The 19868-nt window shown below is 70.8% G+C and carries 21 protein-coding genes and 1 pseudogene; 11 read left to right on the top strand and 11 right to left on the bottom strand.

Annotated features, from left to right (window positions below):
- Positions 1 to 248, bottom strand: a 248-nt coding sequence (locus K7B10_RS04470; RefSeq protein WP_229334630.1) for a hypothetical protein, incomplete at its 3' end; no start/stop codon positions are given.
- 67 nt (positions 249 to 315) lie between these two features.
- Here K7B10_RS04470 and K7B10_RS04475 point away from each other — a divergent pair.
- Positions 316 to 630 carry a hypothetical protein gene (locus K7B10_RS04475; protein ID WP_229334631.1) on the top strand — a complete coding sequence of 105 codons (315 nt, stop codon included), beginning with the start codon at positions 316 to 318 and terminating at the stop codon, positions 628 to 630.
- On the opposite strand, the gene K7B10_RS04480 is transcribed toward K7B10_RS04475, so the two are convergent.
- Positions 631 to 1128, bottom strand: a complete 498-nt coding sequence (locus tag K7B10_RS04480) for a MarR family winged helix-turn-helix transcriptional regulator (protein WP_229334632.1) — start codon at positions 1126 to 1128, stop codon at positions 631 to 633.
- A gap of 143 nt (positions 1129 to 1271) precedes the next feature.
- Here K7B10_RS04480 and K7B10_RS04485 point away from each other — a divergent pair, with 143 nt between their 5' ends.
- The gene (locus K7B10_RS04485; protein WP_229334633.1) at positions 1272 to 2225 is read left to right on the top strand and encodes an NADP-dependent oxidoreductase; all 954 of its coding nucleotides are present in this window, start codon (positions 1272 to 1274) and stop codon (positions 2223 to 2225) included.
- A 29-nt stretch (positions 2226 to 2254) separates the two neighbouring features.
- Here K7B10_RS04485 and K7B10_RS04490 read toward each other — a convergent pair whose 3' ends face one another.
- Both K7B10_RS04490 and K7B10_RS04495 read right to left on the bottom strand, forming a co-directional pair.
- Entirely contained in the window at positions 2255 to 2899 is a 645-nt protein-coding gene (locus tag K7B10_RS04490; RefSeq protein ID WP_229334634.1) for an NADPH-dependent F420 reductase, read from the bottom strand.
- A gap of 48 nt (positions 2900 to 2947) precedes the next feature.
- Positions 2948 to 3760, bottom strand: coding sequence for an inositol monophosphatase family protein (locus K7B10_RS04495; protein WP_229334635.1), 813 nt, complete (start codon positions 3758 to 3760; stop codon positions 2948 to 2950).
- A 117-nt stretch (positions 3761 to 3877) separates the two neighbouring features.
- Between K7B10_RS04495 and K7B10_RS04500 the strand changes: the two genes are divergently transcribed.
- Both K7B10_RS04500 and K7B10_RS04505 read left to right on the top strand, forming a co-directional pair.
- A complete protein-coding gene (locus K7B10_RS04500) occupies positions 3878 to 4855 on the top strand; it encodes a LysR family transcriptional regulator (protein WP_229334636.1) in 978 nt (325 codons plus the stop codon).
- A gap of 74 nt (positions 4856 to 4929) precedes the next feature.
- A complete protein-coding gene (locus K7B10_RS04505; RefSeq protein ID WP_229334637.1) occupies positions 4930 to 6618 on the top strand; it encodes a sensor histidine kinase in 1689 nt (562 codons plus the stop codon).
- Positions 6619 to 6622: 4 nt separating this feature from the next.
- On the opposite strand, the gene K7B10_RS04510 is transcribed toward K7B10_RS04505, so the two are convergent.
- Positions 6623 to 7045, bottom strand: coding sequence for a pyridoxamine 5'-phosphate oxidase family protein (locus tag K7B10_RS04510; RefSeq protein ID WP_229344765.1), 423 nt, complete (start codon positions 7043 to 7045; stop codon positions 6623 to 6625).
- 171 nt (positions 7046 to 7216) lie between these two features.
- Complete coding sequence (locus tag K7B10_RS04515; RefSeq protein ID WP_229334638.1) at positions 7217 to 7543, bottom strand: STAS domain-containing protein; 327 nt, start codon at positions 7541 to 7543, stop codon at positions 7217 to 7219.
- Positions 7544 to 7815: 272 nt separating this feature from the next.
- Here K7B10_RS04515 and K7B10_RS04520 point away from each other — a divergent pair, with 272 nt between their 5' ends.
- A complete protein-coding gene (locus tag K7B10_RS04520; RefSeq protein ID WP_229344766.1) occupies positions 7816 to 8550 on the top strand; it encodes a response regulator in 735 nt (244 codons plus the stop codon).
- A 123-nt stretch (positions 8551 to 8673) separates the two neighbouring features.
- Here the strand turns inward: K7B10_RS04520 and K7B10_RS04525 are convergent, their stop codons facing one another.
- Complete coding sequence (locus tag K7B10_RS04525; protein WP_030861277.1) at positions 8674 to 8877, bottom strand: cold-shock protein; 204 nt, start codon at positions 8875 to 8877, stop codon at positions 8674 to 8676.
- Between the two features lie 142 nt (positions 8878 to 9019).
- Here K7B10_RS04525 and K7B10_RS04530 point away from each other — a divergent pair, with 142 nt between their 5' ends.
- Complete coding sequence (locus tag K7B10_RS04530) at positions 9020 to 9247, top strand: hypothetical protein (protein ID WP_229334639.1); 228 nt, start codon at positions 9020 to 9022, stop codon at positions 9245 to 9247.
- 120 nt (positions 9248 to 9367) lie between these two features.
- Positions 9368 to 10690, top strand: a complete 1323-nt coding sequence (locus tag K7B10_RS04535; RefSeq protein WP_229334640.1) for a polysaccharide deacetylase family protein — start codon at positions 9368 to 9370, stop codon at positions 10688 to 10690.
- Between the two features lie 36 nt (positions 10691 to 10726).
- On the opposite strand, the gene K7B10_RS04540 is transcribed toward K7B10_RS04535, so the two are convergent.
- Complete coding sequence (locus K7B10_RS04540) at positions 10727 to 12733, bottom strand: transglycosylase domain-containing protein (protein WP_372481367.1); 2007 nt, start codon at positions 12731 to 12733, stop codon at positions 10727 to 10729.
- Positions 12734 to 13119: 386 nt separating this feature from the next.
- Here K7B10_RS04540 and K7B10_RS04545 point away from each other — a divergent pair, with 386 nt between their 5' ends.
- The 3 genes from K7B10_RS04545 (at position 13120) to K7B10_RS04555 (ending at position 17052) form a co-directional block, all read left to right on the top strand.
- Complete coding sequence (locus K7B10_RS04545; RefSeq protein ID WP_229334642.1) at positions 13120 to 14259, top strand: amidase domain-containing protein; 1140 nt, start codon at positions 13120 to 13122, stop codon at positions 14257 to 14259.
- Between the two features lie 428 nt (positions 14260 to 14687).
- A complete protein-coding gene (locus K7B10_RS04550; RefSeq protein WP_229334643.1) occupies positions 14688 to 15731 on the top strand; it encodes a 1-phosphofructokinase family hexose kinase in 1044 nt (347 codons plus the stop codon).
- 466 nt (positions 15732 to 16197) lie between these two features.
- On the top strand, positions 16198 to 17052 hold the full coding sequence (locus K7B10_RS04555) for a slipin family protein (protein ID WP_229334644.1): 855 nt from the start codon (positions 16198 to 16200) through the stop codon (positions 17050 to 17052).
- Positions 17053 to 17636: 584 nt separating this feature from the next.
- Here the strand turns inward: K7B10_RS04555 and K7B10_RS04560 are convergent.
- The gene (locus K7B10_RS04560; protein WP_372481368.1) at positions 17637 to 18041 is read right to left on the bottom strand and encodes a pyridoxamine 5'-phosphate oxidase family protein; all 405 of its coding nucleotides are present in this window, start codon (positions 18039 to 18041) and stop codon (positions 17637 to 17639) included.
- A 104-nt stretch (positions 18042 to 18145) separates the two neighbouring features.
- Positions 18146 to 18430: an SHOCT domain-containing protein gene (locus tag K7B10_RS04565; RefSeq protein ID WP_229334646.1), complete on the bottom strand. Its 285-nt coding sequence runs from the start codon at positions 18428 to 18430 to the stop codon at positions 18146 to 18148.
- A 183-nt stretch (positions 18431 to 18613) separates the two neighbouring features.
- On the opposite strand from K7B10_RS04565, the gene K7B10_RS04570 reads away from it, so the two are divergent.
- Complete coding sequence (locus K7B10_RS04570; RefSeq protein WP_229334647.1) at positions 18614 to 19078, top strand: Crp/Fnr family transcriptional regulator; 465 nt, start codon at positions 18614 to 18616, stop codon at positions 19076 to 19078.
- Between the two features lie 398 nt (positions 19079 to 19476).
- On the opposite strand, the pseudogene K7B10_RS04575 reads toward K7B10_RS04570, so the two are convergent.
- Positions 19477 to 19680, bottom strand: a pseudogene (locus K7B10_RS04575) (DUF1918 domain-containing protein); the annotation flags it as partial.
- Between the last annotated feature and the right edge of the window lie 188 nt (positions 19681 to 19868).

Consider the following 19868-nt stretch of genomic DNA (forward strand, 5'->3'; position numbering starts at 1 on the left):
CGAGCACGTCGTCGGCGGCGACCGGGGCGGCCGTCGAGCCCCGCGGTGTCGCAGCGCGGCATCGGATCCGGGTGCCGGCCGGCCGGCGCGGCTTCGGCGGGGACGCCTCGGTCGAGGGCGGCGGCGAGCATGCCGGCGAGCTCGCGGGTGCGGTGGGTGAGGGTGTCGGCGGCGTGCCGGGCGACCTCGGCGGGGCAGTGGCGGCACCCGATGTCGAGCGGCCGGGGCCTCGTGGCCTCCGCGACCACGCACGAACGCCGCCCCCGCCGTAGCGTGGAAGCAGCAGTGACACTCCGCGGTGAGGGACGGTGCGCCATGACCTGGGCTTCGTGGACAACGACAGGAGTCTTCGCCGGACGGGGCGGGGTACGCACCGAGGAAGCCGGGGTCCTCAGCGGGGACCTGACCGTGCACACGACCTGGTCGGGCCGGGAGGCCAACGTGGCGGTGCAGTACAGCGGCGGATCGGACTGGTTCACCGTCACCGGCAGCCCGGTGCACTGCGCGTCCGAGGAGGGTAGCCGCGTCCTGCACCAGGTGATGGTCGACGCCGTACGCGCCGGCGCCGCCGCCACCGTTCCGCAGGACATTCCCACGGGCACCGGCCGGGGCGGGGCGGAGCCGGCATAGCTAGGAGACCGGCGGGGCGGAGGCCGGGCCGTTCACCATGGCGTCGAGGTTCGCGGTCATGCGGTCGAGGAAATCCCGCAGCCGGGCGTGCTCGGCAGGTGTGAAGCCGGTGAGCGATTCGGCGTCGATGCCGGCGCGCAGCTCCTGGACGGGGTCGCGCAGCTCGTTCGCCCGGAGGGTCAGCGTGACCAGGGCGCGACGCGCGTCCGAGGGGTCGGGGGTGCGCGTGATCAGGCCGTCGCGTTCCATGCGCCGCAGGTTGAGGGCCATGGTCGGCTGCTCCACGCCGGTCCGGCGGGCCAGGTCGCTCTGGGTCAGACCGTCCTGCTCGTAGAGGGCGAGCAGCGTGGGGAGCTGGCCGAGGCTGACGCCCAGCGCGGCGAGCCGGGCCGTGATGGCCTGGCTCAGCAGCCGGGCGGCGTGGTTGACCACGGCGCAGACCAGGGGCTCTTCGCGGGGCGCCGTCGCCCGAGGCTGTATCTCGCGGTCACTGTGCACCGTGGATCCCCACTCCTTCCATGGCCGCCGTGGCCCGCTTGACATCATCCCATAGCTAACTATGCTCAAATTAGATAGTGAGCTATGGAGTGGCCGAGAGTGCGGGCACGCGCAGGCCGCCCCCTCCCCCGAAGGACCCCACCATGTACGCCTTCGCCATCGACGGCTTCGACGACACTCCCGCTCTGCGCGATCTCCCCACTCCCCTGCCCGGTCCCGGTGAGATCCAGATCAAGGTCCGCGCCGCCGGCATCAACCCGCTGGACTGGAAGATCGCCGCGGGGCAGCTGGCCGGCTCCGGCGCCCCGCACGCCTTCCCCCTCACCCTCGGCATCGACGTCGCAGGGCAGGTCACCGCCGTGGGCGAGGGCGTCGACGCCTTCACCGCCGGGGAGGAGATCTTCGGCATGGCCTGGCCGCACACGTTCCGGCACGGCTCGTTCGCCCAGTACATGACCGCCCCGCAGGACGCCGCCCTGGCCGCCCGGCCGAGCGGCCTCGACCCCGTGTCCGCGGCAGCCCTGCCGATGACCGGCGGCACCGCCCTCGCCACGCTGGACTGGCTGGACCTCAAAGCGGGCGAAACGTTGCTCGTCATCGGCGCGACCGGTGGAGTCGGCTCGTACGCGATCCAGCTCGCGGCCGCCGCGGGCGTCCGCGTCATCGCCACCGCCGCCGCGGAGGACCACGCCTACGCCCGCGGTCTGGGCGCGGCCGAGACCATCGACTACCGCACCACCGACACGGCCGACGCGGTCGCGGCGGCGCACCCCGACGGGATCGACGCAATCCTCGACCTCGCCGGCACCGCCGAAGCCCTGAACGTACGCCTCGCTCCGCTCCTGCGACCCGGGGCGCGCGTGGTCAGCACCGTCTTCTCCGCCGACCCGGACGCCCTCGCGACCCGGGACGTCAAGGCGGTGAACTTCTTCTACCAGGCCGAGCCCGCGGACATGGCGCGTCTCGCCGAACTCGTCACCACCGGCAGGCTGCGCGTCGCCGACACCACCTCCTACCCCCTCTCCCACATCGCCGACGCCCATGCCGCGTCCACGACGGGACACGTCCGCGGCAAGCTCGTCGTCACCAACGAGTAGGCCGATCGGGTAAGAGCGGTCTCGACGGGTCAGCGGGCGAGGGAGACGGCGAGGGGCTCGAAGCCGTGTCGGCGCAGGATGTGCGGCACGATCAGGATCATGGCTTCGGTGGCGCGGGCCGTGGTGATGTCGCCGAGGTCCTCGATCCGTTCCGGCTTCCACCCCAGGTCGCCGAGCAGGCCGGTGACCGTCTTCTTCGCGTTCTCGTCGTCGCCCGAGAGATAGGCGGTCGGTGGGGTGGCCAGGATTTCTGGGGCGGTCATGACCATGAACAGCATGGTGTTGAGGGTCTTGACCACATGGGTGTCGGGAAGGACGGCCTGGAGTTTCTCGGCGAGGCTGCTGCCGGGGTAACACAGGTCGCCGGGCAGGCCGTCGGCCGTGTCGCGGGTGGCGTTGGAGACGTCGACGAGGATCTTGCCGGAGAGCTCGTCGCGCAGGTCGGCGAGGCGGCCCAGGGAGCTGTCGCCGGGCGTCGCGTTGATCACGATGTCCGCGGTGCGGGCGGTGGTGCGCTGGTCGGCGAAGGCGATCCGCGGGGCGAGTCCTGCGGTGCGGGCGGCGGTGTCTTCGGAGTTCCGGGTGCCAAGGGTGACCTGGTGTCCGGCGGCGGAGAGCTTGCCGGCGAGGTTGGTTCCGACGCGGCCGGCGCCCAGGATGCCGATGTGGGTCATGCGGGGATGCTCCTTGCGGTACGGGGTGGGAGGCGTGGAGACGTCCGGTCAGGCGATCGGCGCGAGGACCTTGCGGGCGGCGGCGTGGACGCCGGGGGCTGCGGCCAGGAAGTCGCGACTGCCCGTGTTCCAGGGTTCACCCGCGAGGTCGGTGACGGCGCCTCCGGCCTCGGAGACCAGCAGGGCGCCGGCGACCAGGCCGGAGCGGACGTCGGAGAACTGCCAGAACGCGTCCATGCGTCCGGCGGCGACGTGGATGAGCTGCATCGTGGCGGGAACGGACACGCGCACGACCAGGCCGTTGACGAGCATGGCGGTGACGGAGTCGCCGATCCGCCGGAAGGTGCGCTCGTCCTCGCCGGGCTTGGCCTGACCGGTGCCGATCAGGGCGGCGCCCAGGTCGGTCTTGGCGGACACCTTCAGGGGCCGGTCGTTGAGGCGGGCACCGCCGCCGGCGACAGCGGTGTAAGTGTCGCCGGTCAGCGGCAGGTGGACGACGGTGAGCACCGGCTGGTTGTCGCGGACCAGGGTGGCGGTGACGGCCCAGTCGTCCATGCCGTGAACGTGGTTGATGTTGCCCTCCGCGGGATCGACGACCCACCACTCCCCGGGCGGGAGCGCGCCGCCGGCGAGCTCGTCCTCGGCCCACTGCGACCCCTGTCGGGCGCGCAGCAGAGGTTGGCGCAGTACGTCCAGCACCGCGTCGTCGTTGGCGTGGATCTCGCCGACGACCTCGTCCAGGCTCACGCCGCGGGCGTGGGAGGTGTAGCGGTCGCGCAGTGTGACACCGGCCGTCTTCACCGCGGCGGTGACGTCGGGCAGCAGCGTCGCGTCGGCGTCGAAAGGCATGACTGTGCTCATGGTGGGCTCCGTGGGGATTCGGTGGAAGCGGGGCGGTCGTCTCGCCCCCGCACCTCGAAAGTAGGCGGCCCGACCGTTAACAACAAGTGCATGCTTGTCACTTGTAGAGTTACCGCCATGCAACTGGATCTGAATCTGCTCACGGCCCTGGACGCCCTGCTGGAAGAGGGCAGCGTCACCGGCGCGGCAGCGCGCCTCCACGTCACCGCGCCGGCGATGAGCCGCTCCCTGGGCCGCATCCGCAGGGCCACCGGTGACCAGATCCTGGTCCGCACCGGCCGCAGCATGGTCCCCACCACCCGCGCGCTGGCCATGCGCGCCCAGGTCCACACCCTCGTACAGCAAGCCCACCGACTTCTCTCCACGCAACAGGAACTCGACCTGGCGGCACTCGACCGGGTGTTCACCGTGCGCTGGCACGACGCGCTGACCGCAGCCTCCGGGACCGCCCTGATCACCGCCGTCCACCGCCAGGCCCCCGGCGTCCGATTGCGCCTGTCCGCCGAACCCGGCACGGACGACGCCGAGTTGCGCCGGGGTGAAGTCGACCTCGAATCCAGCTCCGCCACTCCGACGCTGCCCGACGTCCGCCACCGCCTCGTCGGCACCGACCGGCTCGTCGTCGCCGTCCGACCGGGCCACCCGCTCACCGAAGGCCCGTTGAGCCTCGAGCGCTACGCAGCCGCCGAACACCTCACCGTTTCGCGACGCGGCAGCCTGCGCGACCCGATCGACGACGCCCTGACCACGCGCGGCCTCGAACGACGCGTCGCCGCCGCCGGACCCACTGCCGCCTTCGCACTGCAACTCGCCCTCGACACCGACCTGGTCGTCACCCTCCCCGACGCGGTCACCCGCACGGCCCGGGAACAGCTCGGCCTGGTCACACTGCCCCTGCCACTGCCCCTGCCCGGCGTCCCCCTGTACCTGCTGTGGCACCAGCGCTACGACGACGACCGCGCCCACGGCTGGCTGCGGGACGTGGCCACCGAAACCATCCGGACACTGTTCACACCACCGACCGCCGGGTCCGACCGCCCGGTCCGGCCGTCGGGTCCGGCCGATGGGTCTCCGGCGTCCGGCTGCTCTCGATAGGCTGGCGCCGGACCGGGTGGTGGGGACAGAGGGAGCTGGTGGGCGTGGCGGATCCGTTGCCTCAGGTACCGCGGATGCAACTGGACGAGCTGCTCGAGGAACTTCAGGCCCGCATCAATGCCGTACGCGGCACGCGGGACCGGGTGCACAGCCTGCTGGAGGCGGTCGTCTCCGTCGGCCGGGAACTGGACCTGTCCCAGGTCCTGCGACGCATCGTGGAAGCCGGCGCACTGCTCGTCGAGGCCGACTACGGCGCACTGGGCGTGATCGGACCCGACGGCCGGACGCTCTCGCAGTTCCTGACCGTGGGACTCGCCGAGGAGCAGATCGCCCGGATCGGGGCGCTCCCCGCCGGCCACGGGCTGCTGGGCGAGGTCATCCGCCATCCCGAACCGCTGCGCCTCACCGACCTCAGCGCCCACACCGCGTCGTACGGCTTCCCGGCCGATCACCCGCCGATGCGCACGTTCCTCGGCGTCCCGATCCGGGTCCGCGACGAGGTGTTCGGCAACCTGTACCTGACCGACAAGCGCGACGGCCAGGACTTCGACACCGAGGACGAGGCGGTCATCTCCACCCTCTCCGTCGCCGCCGGGGTGGCCATCGACAACGCGCGCCTGTACGAGGGCTCCCAGCGGCAGCAGCGCTGGCTGCGGGCGAACGCCGAGATCACCAACAGCCTGCTGTCCGGGAGCCCGCGTCCCGCGGCGCTGGAGCTCATCGCACGCCGTGCCCAGGAGATCACGGGCGCCGAGCTCGCCGACGTCTCGATGCCGCTCGACGGCACGGACGACCTGGCCGTGGAACTCTCGGTCGGGCCCGGCGGCGAGCTGCGGCGCGGCCTGGTGATACCGGTGGAAGGCAGTCTCTCCGGAGCCGCGTACAAGGCCGGCAGGCCGGTCACCACGGTCAGTCTCGCCACTGACGACCTCTACGGCGGCGGCGCGCAGCGGCTGACGGCACTCGGACCGGCGGTGGCCGTCCCGTTGGGCACGGCCGCCGGGGACGGGCGGGGCGTCCTGCTGCTCGCACGGGCGGCGTCCGAGCCGGTCTTCACCGACGGTGAACTGGAGCCCCTGCTGGCCTTCGCCGGCCAGGCCGCGCTGGCGCTGGAGCTCGCCGAGCGGCGCCGTGACGCCGAGCAGATAGCGCTGTTGGAGGAGCGCGACCGGATCGCCCGTGACCTGCACGACCTCGCCATCCAGCGGCTCTTCGCCACCGGGATGACCCTGCAGAGCGCGGCCCGGCTGGTGGAGCACGCCGGCGCCGCCGAGCGGGTGGGGCGGGCCGTCGACGACCTGGACGAGACCATCAAGATCATCCGGTCGACGATCTTCGGGCTCCGGGCCAAGGACCGCGAAGCGGGGCCAGGCCTGCGGGCGCGCGCCGCCCGGGCGGTCGGAGAGGCGGGGTCGGCGCTCGGCCACCCGCCCCGCCTCAGCATGGAGGGGCTGCTGGACACCGACGTGTCCGCACAGGTCGCCGACCATGCCATGGCCGCCCTGACCGAGCTGCTGAGCAATGCCGCCCGCCACGCGCACGCCACCCGGGTGGGGGTCTCGCTCAGGGCCACCCACGAGGAAATCGTCCTGACGGTGACCGACAACGGCAGGGGCATGCCTGCCCAGGGCCGCCGCAGCGGTCTGCGCAACCTCGACGAGCGCGCCCGGGGCCTGGGCGGCACGTTCTCCGTGGGCAGCCCGTCCGACGGCGGAAGCGTCCTGGTCTGGCGGGCTCCGCTCACCGGGGCGGCCGGCACGTGACCGGTCAGGGGCCGCACACCGCCACGGGCTCGGACGGGTCCGCCTCCAGGCGGAACCCCGTGACCAGGTCAGGCGTGATGCGCAGCGCGCGCACCATCGTCTGCGCCACCCAGGGACGCAGCCGCGAGGCATAGCCTTCGGGGTCCTCCACCGGGGTGGCGTAGCCGGTCACCACGACGCTCCAGCCGAGGTGCGTCTCGGCATCGATGGCATCGGCTTCGTAGGCGACCACGACCCCCGCCGTGCCGGACGGCGCGAGCAGGGAGGCGAGGGCCCCGCCGTCGTGGACGCGCACGACGATGCTCTCGCCCTCCACCAGGTGGTTCACGGGCCGGACGGCCGGCAGGGCGTGCCGGGTGAAGACGATGCGGCCCAGCGAGACCGTCCCCAGCAGTCCGAGCGCCTCGTCGCGGTCCAGCTGCCGCATCCGCCGGGGCGACGGCTCCCGCCCCCCGCATGTCGTCTCGCGCTCCACGGTCCGCGCCTCCTTCGCTTCCGGCCTCCGCGTCGCGCGGGATGATCACCACGTTCACGTGCCGGGCCGGCCGGTGCCAGGGCCGTACGGTCCCTTTCCGCCCGCCGGGGTGGGGCCGAACGGTCACCTCCCCGACGGCAGGAGCACCCGGTCGGCGCCGAGGACCCGCATCGGCTCGGCCACCGGGCGGGGAACCCCGGCGAGCGTGAGCCGGGTGCCGCAGGCAGCACACCACTGGTGCACGCGCAGGAGCAGGTCGATGCCGGAACTGTCACAGAAGGTGAGACCGGACAGGTCCAGCGTGAACTCGGGGCCCGACAACCGCGCGAACTGCATCAGTCCGGGTCCGACCTGCGCACTCGTGTGCAAGTCGAGTTCACCGCCGAGGAACGCCGTCATGTCGGATCCCTCTCCCACCGCGCACGTCAGTGCGATCAGCTGCGTGGCCATGGCACACCTTCACGTTCCATGCGGCTCCCCGGGCTCAGCCGCGCCGTTCCCCGTACTCCTCACAGCTCAGCGGACCGGCCCGGTCCTTGGTAAGGACCGGTCGGTCCCCACCGAGGGCCGAAGGTCCCTCTTCCCGCGCGGCGGCACGGGGCCCCGAGGAGCGCATCCGCGACAAGGGCCGATCGGCCCTGTCCGATCGGCCCTTGCGGACGGCAGGATCCAGGCAGTGGCACGCCCGCGGAGGCCGGGCGCCGCGAAGGAGTTGCGTCATGATGGAGAGCGGCCCGTCTCCCGCGAAGTCGCCCGCGCCGATCGGCGTGTTCCTCCTGGACGACCACGAGGTGGTCCGCCGCGGCGTCCACGACCTGCTGGACGCCGAGCCCGACCTGACCGTGATCGGCGAAGCGGGCACTGCAGAACAAGCCCTGATCCGCATCCCGGCGTTACGCCCGCAGGTGGCGGTCCTGGACGTGCGGCTGCCGGACGGTGACGGGGTGAGCGTGTGCCGCGAACTGCGGTCCCGGATGCCCGGACTCGCCTGCTTGATGCTCACTTCCTTCGACGACGAGGAAGCACTCCTGGACGCGGTGATGGCCGGCGCGTCGGGGTACGTCCTCAAGCAGATCACGGGCACCGACCTCGTCTCCGCCGTTCGCACCGTCGCCTCGGGCCAGTCCATGCTGGACCCCGGCGCCACCACCCGCCTGATGGCCCGGATCAGGGGCGACGCCCCGAAGGAGGAACGGCCACCCGGACTGCCCGGGTTGACCGAGCGGGAACGCGAGATCCTCATCCTCGTGAGCGACGGCCTCACCAACCGTGAGATCGGCGAGCGGCTCTTCCTCGCGGAGAAGACGATCAAGAACATCGTCTCGCGGCTCTTCACCAAACTCGGCGTCGAACGGCGCGTGCAGGCAGCGGTCATCGCCAGCCACACCTTGAACCCCCCGGGCCGACGCCCTGCGGCGACACCCGAGTCGGCAGACGGCGGCGCCGCTCCACGTTGACGGCGGCGCTGCCGGAACGCGCCCCCGCCGAGAAAGGCCCGGCCGGCACGAGCGTGCCGACCGGGCCTTTCTTACGGCAGCGGGGCCACACGTGTGGTCGCGGCCGTCATGGGGAGTGAAGGATCAGGCGGGGGTGATGTTCTCCGCCTGGGGGCCCTTCTGGCCCTGAGTGACGTCGAAGTTGACCTTCTGGCCTTCCTGGAGCTCACGGAAGCCCTGGGCGGCGATGTTCGAGTAGTGGGCGAAGACGTCCGGGCCGCCGCCGTCCTGCTCGATGAAGCCGAAGCCCTTTTCCGAGTTGAACCACTTCACGGTTCCGCTGGCCATGTGTCCTCCAAGGGACTTTAAACCGGTCCCGCACCATGCGGGAGCCGGAGGTGATCGCCCTGGTCCTCAGAGACTCTGAACAGCAAAATCGCCCGTGAACGTGCGCACACGGGCAACCGGTACTTCGGAACCACGACAGCTGGTGCTGACGCTACACGGACACTCCTGCTCGCACCACGAGAACACCCGCCCGGTCGTGGTCGAGTCCGGAATGTTCCAGACCGAGCCCGCCCCGGCCGGGGTCGTTCCTTCCGAGCCCGGGGGCCTGCTGGACGTCCTGGGCGTGACCGCCGTGCCCGGCCCCGGGTCCATGGGGGAGGCGTCCGGACCCCGAGACGTCCGCGAGGCGGTGCCCGGTGCGGGGCTGTGAGTTGGCTGTGAAGCGACGGGGCGAGGAGGCCGGAGTGTGGGATGAGTGCCGACAAGTTCTATATTCGTATGAACCATCCATACGCGGCCCGGCTGCGGGGATTTCAAGGGGACGACTGCGATGGCCGACACCGACACCGCTCCGGCTGCCCGGAGGGAGTCCCGGAGTTCCCGCAAAGTACGGAGGAAGGCGCAGAACCGCAGGCGCCTGGGCCTGGGCATCGCCGTGATCGCCCTGGCCGGGGCCACCGCCGCCGCGTTCGCCTTCACGATGGGCGGTCCCGAGGGGGCCGCCCAAGGCGATGCGAAGCTCGGGGCTCCGGGCGGTGCGGCCGACGGGGCCGCCGCGGCGAAGAAGGCCGAGGAGACCTGGGACGGCAAGGTCAAGGTGTTGGGAGACGGCTCCACCTCCTACACCGGGCCACAGCCGGGACAGCTCAAGCCCGAGCGGCTGAAGCCCGGAGAGAAGCCGCCGCAGTTCGTGGTGTTCTCCTGGGACGGCGCGCTGGAGGGCGACGACCACCTCTTCTCCCACTTCCGCCAGGTCGCCCGCGAGAACAAGGCTCACATGACCTTCTTCCTCACGGGCATCTACCTGCTGCCGGAAAGCAAGAAGGCGCTCTACCGGCCGCCGCAGCACAACCAGGGCTCGGCCGCCATCTCCTACCCGACCGTCCCGCACGTGAAGGGCACGCTGGAGCAGTTGCGCGGCGCCTGGGCCGACGGCGACGAGATCGGTTCGCACTTCAACGGGCACTTCTGCGGGCCCAAGGGCGGCGGGGACTGGAGCCCCGCCGAATGGAAGAGCGAGATCGACCAGACGTATTCGTTCGTCAAGAACTGGAAGACCAACACCGGTTTCACCAAGGAGGCGCCGCTGCCCTTCGACCCGGACCGGGAAGTGGTCGGAGGCCGGGCGCCCTGCCTGGAGGGCCAGAAGAACCTCCTGACCGCGATCAAGCCGTACGGCTGGCGCTACGACGCGAGTTCCGCGGGGGACTTCCAGCTGTGGCCGGCCAAGCAGGACGGCATCTGGAACTTTCCGCTGCAGCTCGTACCACTGCAGGGCAAGGAGGTGCAGGTCCTCTCCATGGACTTCAACTTCCTCTTCAACCAGTCGGGCGACAGCACACAGGGCGACCCGGCGAAGTTCGCCGGGTGGCAGGCGCAGACCCGGGCCTCGTATCTGAACGGCTTCAACCGTGTGTACAACGGCAGCCGGGCGCCCATGTTCGTCGGCAACCACTTCGAGGACTGGAACGGCGGCATCTACATGAAGGCCGTCGAGGACGTGATGAAGGACGTCTGCCCGCGCCAGGACGTCCGCTGCGTGTCGTTCCGGGAGCTGGCGGACTGGCTCGACGCGCAGGACCCGAAGGTCCTGGCCCAACTGCGCGGGCTCGACCCCGCGCAGGCACCGGACTGGGCTTCGCTCATCAAGTAGACGGGGCCAGGGGCCGGGCAGCGTGCGCTGCCCGGCCTACTTCACCGCCTTGATGTAGTCGGTCCACAGACGCACCGCCCGCTCGCTGCCGGGCGTCCCCGGGGCGTCGCCGCCCAGTCCCGTCAGCGGCAGCGGCACCAGGTCGGTCAGCGACATCCGGTAGACCACCACGGCCGTGGACTCCTGCTCGGTGCTCGCGACGAACCAGCCCGCCGTGTTCGCGGCCGTCGTGCCGGTCTTGCCCGCCGCCCCGGCGTGCGCCTTGCCCGCCGTCTTCGCCGAACCCTCGGTGACCGCGTCCCGCAAGGCCTCCGTCACCGCCCGGGCGGTCTTGGCCGTCACGGCCCGGGTCGGCTGCGGCGTGTCGAGCGGGACCGCGGCGCCGTTGCGGCTGGCCGAGCGCACCGAGTAGGGGTCGGTGTGCATGCCGTCGGCGGCGAAGGTCTCGTAGGCGCCGGCCATGCGGATCGCACTGGGCATCGAGTTCTCCCCGAGCGCGAACGCGGGAACGCGTGGCCCGAGGCTCGATCCGAGCAGGCCCGCACGCTGGGCGAACGACTGCACCCCGTCGAGGCCCACGTCGAGGCCGAGTTGCAGCATGGGTGTGTTGACGGAGTTGGCGACGGCCTGGTGCAACGTCACCTGGCCCCAGTTGCGGCCGTCGTCGTTGCGTCCCTTCACCACCTTGCCGCTGCGGTCCCAGTACGGCCCCTCGGGCGTCTGCACGGTGACCTGGTCGTCGCCGTTGTACACGGTGGAGGGGGAGACGGGCGTACGGGTCTTGCCGCGTGAGCGCAGCACCCCTTCGTCGAGCGCGGCGGCGTAGACGATCGGTGTGAACGCCGTGCCGACCGGGATGGTCGTCGCGTTCGACTCGTTGAAGCCCTGCTTCAGATAGTCGGGGCCGCCGTACACGGCGAGCAGCCGCCCGTCGGGGGAGACGCTCGCCGCGCCGATCTTCGCGTTCTTGTCCGTGTCGGGACGCCGTTCGGCGTCGAAGTCCTTCTGCGCCTTTTGGACGGCAGAGGTCAGTGCCGTCATGCGGGTCCGGTCGAAGGTCGTGTAGATCTGGTAGCCGCCGAGGTCGAAATCGGAGTCCGTGATGTGGCCCGCCTTGATCGCGTAGGCCTTGGCCAGCTCGACCAGATATCCGGTCTGCGCGCCCGGAGTGCCGGGGAGTGCCGCTCCCAAGGGCTCGGGGAAGGTGGTGTAGGTGGCGCGCTCGGCCCGCGAGAGCCGGCCGGTCTCGACCATGCGGTCCAGGATCCAGGCCCAGCGTTCGACGGCCCGCTCGTGGTTCTCCTTGCCGATGGCCGGGTCGTACAGCCCGGCGCCCTTGAGGAGGGAGGCCAGGAAGGCGCCCTCGCTGGCATTGAGCTGCGAGACGTCCTTGCCGAAGTACGCCTGGGACGCGCGTTGGATCCCGTACGTCCCGCGCCCGAACCAGCTGGTGTTGAGGTAGTCCTGGAGGATCTGCTTCTTGTCCCTCTGGTTGTCCAGTTTCACGGCGAGCAAGAGCTCGGTGAACTTCCGGGAAAGCGTGCGGTCCTGGTTCAGGTAGGCGTTCTTCACGAACTGCTGCGTGATGGTGGACCCGCCCTGGGTCTCGCCGCCCGTCGCCGCGGCACCCAGGGCGCGCAGGACGCCGGACGGTGACACACCGGGATCCGAGTAGAAGCTCGCGTTCTCGGCGGAGAGAACGGCGTCCTGGACCTTGGGGGGCACCTTGTCCAGCGGCATCTCCTGCCGGCTGACCCAGCCCGTCCGGGCCATCGTGGAGCCGTCGGCCCAGTAGTAGACGTTGTCCTGCTGTGTGGCGAAGGAGTTGAGGTCTTCGGGTATGTCCGTGGTCGCGTAGGCGTACGTGATGAAGCCCGCCAGGGCCGTGAACGCGTACAGACAGGCGCCCAGCCACTGGCGCCAGGAGGGTATCCACCGGCGCCAGCCGCTGCGGCCCGGCCTCGGGAAGGCGGGTCGCAGGCGCCGCAGTTGTGTGCGCGCCGCAGCGGCGGCCGGTGCGAGGGCGCCGGGCTGGCCGGCCACCGCCCGGGGCCGACGGCGCGTCCCGGTCTTCCTCCGGCGGCCCGACGGGGCTCCGCCGCCGCCCTCCGGAGCCGCCCGCCTGCCCCATGATCGCCCTCTTGCGGACGTATCCTGCCTGCCCACTGGGAATGCCCCCTTGCTGCGCTTTCCTGCATACCCTAGAGGCATTTGCTGTGAGGTCCGCGTGAGGTATCGGCTTCCGGCCGCGAGGTGCGGCGCCGGCGGCGGAAGGTGACAACCGGAGGTAGACCGCCCTGCGCTCGAGGTGACTCCTGTCAGGTGACCGCCGCCGAAGCGGAACGTGCCGAAGGAGACGGAGGAGCCGCCTGGTTGTGCGAAGATTCCGTCCCCCGGTCCGTGTGGACCGGGTGACAAGGGGAAAAGCAGTGATACCAAAGAGGTTCAGGCTTGCCGTCGGCGCAGCCCTGACCGTGACCCTGTCGTCCGCGACGCTGTTCGCCTACTCCGCGAGTGCGGGCTCCGGTCCCGAAGCAGCCGACCGCGCGACCGTCGACGCCTTCGCCCGCATAGCCGACGACGTGCTCTCCCAGCGCACCCAGGCTCTGGTCGAGGAGCAGCCGGGCCACCGCAACTCCGGCCCGTCCTCCGCGAAGACGCGCATGTCGGCCCAGCTGAAGAAGGACGAGGACGCCGCGATCTCGTCGCTGCAGTCCCGCAAGACGCGCCTGGCGGCGCTCGGCGAGGCGTACTCGGGTGCCACCACCCACGTCGCCGTGGACCGGGCCACGGTGACCGGTGGGAAGGCGACCGTCGAGGTCTCCGAGGACACCACGCTCACCTACAAGAAACTGCGCGGGGACGAGCCGGCCACGACCGACTTCCGCACGCGCTACGAACTGACCCTGACCAGCAAGCGGGGCGGTGCCTGGGAGCTGACCTCGATCAAGTCCCAGGAGAACGGCCCCGTCGCGATCAACGAGCCCGTGGCGGCGAAGGCGAACGTCGCCAAGGACGACGGCAAGCAGTATCCGGACGGCACGCCCGCCTCCACCAAGTACCCCGCTCCGGCGAAGCCCAAGGCGAAGACCGGCGGTGCGTACGACTACGCGGCCATGGCGAAGTACGCGGAGAAGTACTGGAGCAGCTACAACCCGGCGTACCGCAAGTTCAGCGGCGCGGGGGGCGACTGCACCAACTTCATCAGCCAGGCGCTGAAGGCGGGTGGCTGGAAGACGGTTCCGGGCTCCACGACGGACTACCGCAACTGGTCGTACGACGGCCCCCGCCAGACCGACTCGTGGGTCGGCGCGAACGAGTGGGCCTGGTTCACTCTGTCCAACAAGCGGGCCGCCAACCTGGCCAACGTCTACCAGACGGACGTCGGTGACATCGTGCAGGTGGACTTCAACAGGGACGGGTCCAAGGACCATTCCATGATGGTGACGTACCGCAGCAACGCCGGAATGCCGTACCTCACCTACCACTCCACCAACACCTACCGCAAGTCGCTCGCGAGCATCATCGCGTCCTACCCGGACGCGATCTACTACGCGTACCGCACCTGACGGGTGCCCTTCGGCTCCTCCTGCCGCGGTGCCCCCGCGGCAGGCTTGCCGCCCCCCTCCTGGCGAGCTCGGAGGGGGGCGGACCGCTCCCCCCGGCCGCCGGACCCATCAGGAGAATCGTCGCCCGCGGCGGCCGTCTTCGGCGGCCCCAGGTGGAAGACGCCCCTGGGGGATCCGCATACGGAGGAGCAGGCCGAGCCATGGGCCGGCATGCAGGTGACGCCAGGCTGTTTCAGTATGGAAGTCGGCTCGGACGTGTCGCTGTCCACGGAGGTGGGTTCGATGGTGCTTCCCGCGCGGCGCCGGACCAGTGGGCCGGTGGTGCTGGACGGGTTCTTCGGCCTCACGTGCCAGTTCCCGCACGAGCGGAACCGTGCCCAGCAGGCGGTGCGCAGGACAGCGGTCAGCGCGACCGCCAGGGCACAGCGATGAGCACGGCCGCGACGCCTGACCCCATCACAGCCGGGGATACCGACGGTGCAGGCGGCGCAGAGACTGCGGAAGGGACATCGATCCTGACCCTGACGATGAATCCCGCGGTCGATCTCTGCTGGGAGGTCGAGCATCTGGAGGTCATCGGGAAGAACCGTGCCCGGGTCAGGTCAGTGGCCGCCGGGGGCGGAGGGATCAACGTCGCCCGTCATGTCGTGCGGCTCGGAGGACGGGCCACCGCCTTCCACACCGCCGGAGGCGTGGTCGGCCTGCGCCTGAACCGGCTGCTGGACGAAGAGGGCATCGACCACGTCGCCGTCGGCATCGACGACGAAACACGCGAAGCCCTCGTGCTGTTCGAGGCCGGATCGCGCCACGGCTACCACGTCGTGCCACCCGGCCCGCACCTGCACGAGCGCGAGGGACGGCGATCCCTGGATGCGCTGGTGCAGGCCGTTGGCAGTTGCCCGTACGTCGTGGCCAGCGGAAGCCTGCCCGGCGGTTTGCCCGACGACTTCTATGCGGCCGTCGCCCGCCGTATCAGGGAAGCCGGGTCCCGACTGGTCCTGGACACCTCCGGGCCGGCGCTTCGCGGAGCACTCACCGAGGGCGTGTTCCTGCTCAGGTGCAACCGGACAGAGGCCGAAAGCATGGCCGGCCGGCCGGTCCGCGACTTCGAAGACGCCCGAGCCCTCAACGAGCACCTGCTCACCACAGGGGCCGCCGAGATCGCCGTCACCACCCTCGGAGAGCTGGGCGCATTGTGCTCGACCGGCCACGGCCACACCGAGCTCTACGCGCCGCCGCTGCCCGGCGAGCCCCTGAGCGATGCCGGGGCGGGAGACAGCATGGTCGCCGCCCTTGTCACACGGCTGGCCGCCGGGGAGGATCCCGTCAGCGCCTGCGCGCTGGGGGTGGCCGTGGCCGCCGCTGCGATGCTCACCCCCAGCACCGAGCCCTTCGACTTGGACGTGGCCCGATCCCTCCGCTCCCAGGTGAGGACCAGGTTCCGGGCCGACCCACGACGTCAGGGGGTTTGACCCTGCCAGCCCCGTGCCGTTTGGCCAGGCCTCTCAACCACAGTGCGTACCCCGTGCTCACGAGCCGACTCCGCCCCCACAACCGAGTCGGGGCGGGGCGCTGCCGGTGGCGCTGAAGCGACGGCCGTGCCGACCTCGTGGTGCGAGCGGGCCCGTGGTTGGGAAGACTGAAGAACGGCCCCGCTGCCGGAGTCCGATGGTCCTCGTCGAGGGGCCGACCGGGGCCTTGCGGTCCGGTTCCCGTGCGTCACGCGGCGCCTCGAAGCCGACGGGCCGTGCGGGGGTGTGGACCGTTCGGCCCCTGCCCGGCACGGGGGAGGCGCGCGATGCTGGGAAGCGGCAGGGCTCGTCGCATGAGCCAGACCCGTGCGGCCCTGCGGGCGGAGCAGGGGCAGTCTCCCCTTTCCGCCGCCGCTCAGGGACCTCGCCCGGGCATGACGTGGTCCTCGTTCCGAGGAGCAGTACCGTGGGAGTTTGGATCTTCGTTCTGATCGTCGTGGCCGTGGTGGCCCTGGTGGGGCTGGTGATGGCCATCAAGATCGTCAGGCAGTACGAGAAGGGTGTGCTGTTCCGGTTCGGCCGGCTGATCGGCACCCGGGAACCGGGGCTTCGGCTCATCGTGCCGTTCGTGGACGTCCTGCACCGCGTTTCGCTGCGGATCGTCACCATGCCCATCCAGTCCCAGGGGATCATCACGCGGGACAACGTCAGCGTCGACGTCTCCGCGGTCGCCTATTTCCGCGTCGTCGACGCCGTGAAATCGGTCATCGCCGTCGAGAACGTCGAAGCGGCGATCAACCAGATCGCCCAGACCACCCTCCGCAAGGTCGTCGGGCAGCACACCCTCGACGAGACCCTCTCGGAGACCGACCGCATCAACATCGACATCCGCGAGATCCTCGACATCACCACCACCGACTGGGGCGTCGAGGTCACCCTGGTCGAGCTGAAGGACATCCAGCTGCCCGACAGCATGAAGCGCGCCATGGCCCGCCAGGCAGAAGCCGAACGCGAGAAGAGGGCCAAGATCATCAGCGCCGAGGGCGAATCGATGGCCGCCGCAGCGCTCGGTGACGCCTCCGACATCATGATGGCCCACCCGCTCGCCCTCCAACTGCGCAATCTGCAGAGCCTGGTGGAGATCGGCGTGGACAAGAACAGCACCGTCGTCTTCCCCGCGCCCCTCATGAGCACCATCGGCGAGCTCGGCACCTTCCTCGCCCGCGAGACAGCCGCCGCACAGCGGGGCAACGCTCCGGTGGACCTCGGCAAGGAACCTGCCGCCCCTCTGCTCACGAACGGATCCGCCAAGTCCCCGTAACCAGCCGGCACCCCGGCCGGACCGCACCGGGCGGGGGCAGCGCTGACCGCACCGGGCCCTGCGGGGGTACCGCGCCAGTCCCGACCGTTCGAAAGAGGTGAGGTTTCGGTCGAATACATGACTTCCCTGGTGATATCACGTCACACCCGTGCGATCGAAGGCCAGGCGCGGCTACACCCGCCGGACCTTCGGCCCCGGCAGGTGGACTGGGTGGTATGTCCACGTTGCCGGGTGGTGGCCCACGGCGGTAGGTCGATGGTGGATGGAAGCAGCCCCACGGCGGACGGACAGGGCGTGCTCCCTTGCCTCGTCCCGCCCCGGCGCCGTCACGGCAGCCTGCCGCTCGCGGATCACACGCCCACCGGACGCACGAGACCAGGCGTTCCCATGGCCAGCATCCACGCGGTGATCCATTGCGACGGACATCTGGAGTTCCGCGACGGCACCCCGGACCCGGTGGACCAGGACGGCCGCCCGCTGCACGCCGACACCGGAGACGACGGACAGCAGCCGCGAGGATCCGGTCGCCCCGCCCGTCGGCCGCCACTTCACACGCAGGCCGCCGACCAGGGGTCCGGGGGCGGCTACTCGGCCGCGCCGAGCAGGAAGCCCGTGACAAGATCCGGCCTGATGCGCAGGGCCCTGGTCATCGCCTGACGCACCCACGGTACGAGCAACGCCGCGTACGGGTCCGCCCCGTCCCTTTCTGCGACCAGAGAGGCGTAGCCGGTGACGACGACGCTCCAGCCGAGGCGGGTCTCGGGGTCTATGACATCTGCCTCGTAGGCGACGACGACCCCGGGGGCGTCGGGCGTCGCCACGAGCGAAGCGAGCGCTCCACCGTCCTGGATCCGGACGACGATGTCCTCCCCGTCCACGACATGGTTGACCAGCCTCACGGCCGGAAGGGCATGCTCGCTGAAGACGATGCGTCCCAGCGATACCGTGCCGAGCAGGCTCAGTGCTTCGCTTCGGTCCAACGCCTTCATGCTCCGGGTCGGCTCCCCATCCGGGCCGCTGAGATCTGGTCGCCGCGTCGCTTCGTGGTTCATCGTTCGCGCCCTTTGCTCGGCTCCCTCTCGTAGGGCCGGGTTCAGCCCTCTCCCGGTCCGGGCCGACTTCGACCAGGCCCGTGCTCACGCAGCACGGTCAGACTCCGTTCGAACTCTTCCTCGTCGATCTCCCCCCGGGCGAACCGTTCGGCGAGCACCTGCTTGGCGGAAGGCGCAGCGCGGGGCTCCACCGGGCCTGAGGGGAAACGGTCGACGCTGCGGAGGAGCAGAACGACTGCCATGACGGCCAGAGCCACGAGGAGGACCATGCTGAACGACATGGCGACCCAGCCCCATCCGCCCATTCCGTGGTCGTACCAGAACATGGCTCACGCTCCTGGGGCAACGGCTTGGGACCCGGCCCACGGGGCAGGTCCCGCGTGTTCCCACTGTCCACCGGCCTGCGGCGTCAGGAGATGGGCCGGTCGGGGTCGCGAGAAGGGCCGATCGGCCCATCCCCGCAGCCAGGCCGGGTCCCAGACTGAAAGCGGACTCGAACGGAGGCCGCGATGAGCACACCCTCCCCCACCCGGATCGCCACCGCCCTTTCGGCGGAGTACCGCGCCCGTCTGACGGGCATGGCGCGTGAAGTCGGCTTTCCCGTAGGTACCCGCCTCTTCAATGAGGGAGGCCACGCCGACCGGTTCTGGATCGTGCGATCCGGCACGGTCGGCCTCGACGTTCACGTGCCCGGCAGGCAGGCAGCGGTGATCGAGACTCTTGGTCCCGGCGAGCTGGTCGGCTGGTCCTGGCTGTTCCCTCCCTACACCTGGCACTTCGGTGCGGAGGCGACGAGCCCTGTACGCGCCCACGAGTTCGATGCGGCCGCCGTGCGCTCGATGATGGAGGCGGACCCCCGATTCGGCTCCGCCATGGACCACTGGGTGGGGCAGGTACTCGCCCGCCGGCTCGTGGCCGCCAGGGTCCGGCTCCTCGACCTCTACGCGCCTCACGGCAGCGGCAGTCCGCTGTGAACCGGATCCTCTCCCCACCGAGATCACCTGAGGGAGCCGGCCAGGCCCGCATCCCAGTACACCGTCAGCGATGTCATGACCCGGACCGCCGGGGCCGTCGGCCGCGAGGCCTCGTACAAGGAGATCGTCGAGCGTCCTCCGGGACCCCGACCCCGTCGTCCGTGACGGTGACCGTGAGTACGCCGTCGATCGCCGCGATGGACACCTCCGTGTGCCCAGCACGGCAGCTGCCAGCCTGAGTCGGGGCAGCTGGGCGCGGGGGTGTCGTGGCCCTCCCCGACCCTGGCACCTCCAAGGGCACGCGGGAGCAAGGCTGACGTCTCCCTCCGCGGCAGCCCCGCGTTGCGAGGGGTTCACTTCGGAGGGGTGTGCGGCCGCCGCTGTGTCTGGCGGTCTGCCGGCTTTCCTTCGGCGTCGCCCACATGCCTGACGTGGGCATCCGGACCGGGAAAGTAGAGCGTGACGCGGCCGGTGTCCGACCAGCGGATGTCGTACGGCGGAGTGCCGTCGTCATGGTGCAGTCCGACGACCTCGCCGTCACGGCCGGGCTTGCCGACAGTGGGGCCGCCCACGACCACCTGGTCGCCCAGGTGTGCGTGGATGCCGCCTCCAGTGGTGTCAGGGTTCATCGTCTCGTCTCCTTGTGGAATGCGGTTCTCCAGAGTCGGGCCGCAGCGCCTCCGGTGATGGAGGCGATTGCCGCGAGGCCGGCACCGGTCCAGCCGAAGGGGTTCGGTGTCCAACACCGCCTGGAGGAAAGGCACGTAGAGCGCGGCCGCGTCCATCGCCG

The organism is Streptomyces flavotricini, from assembly GCF_020639365.1.
GTDB classification, from domain to species: domain Bacteria; phylum Actinomycetota; class Actinomycetes; order Streptomycetales; family Streptomycetaceae; genus Streptomyces; species Streptomyces flavotricini.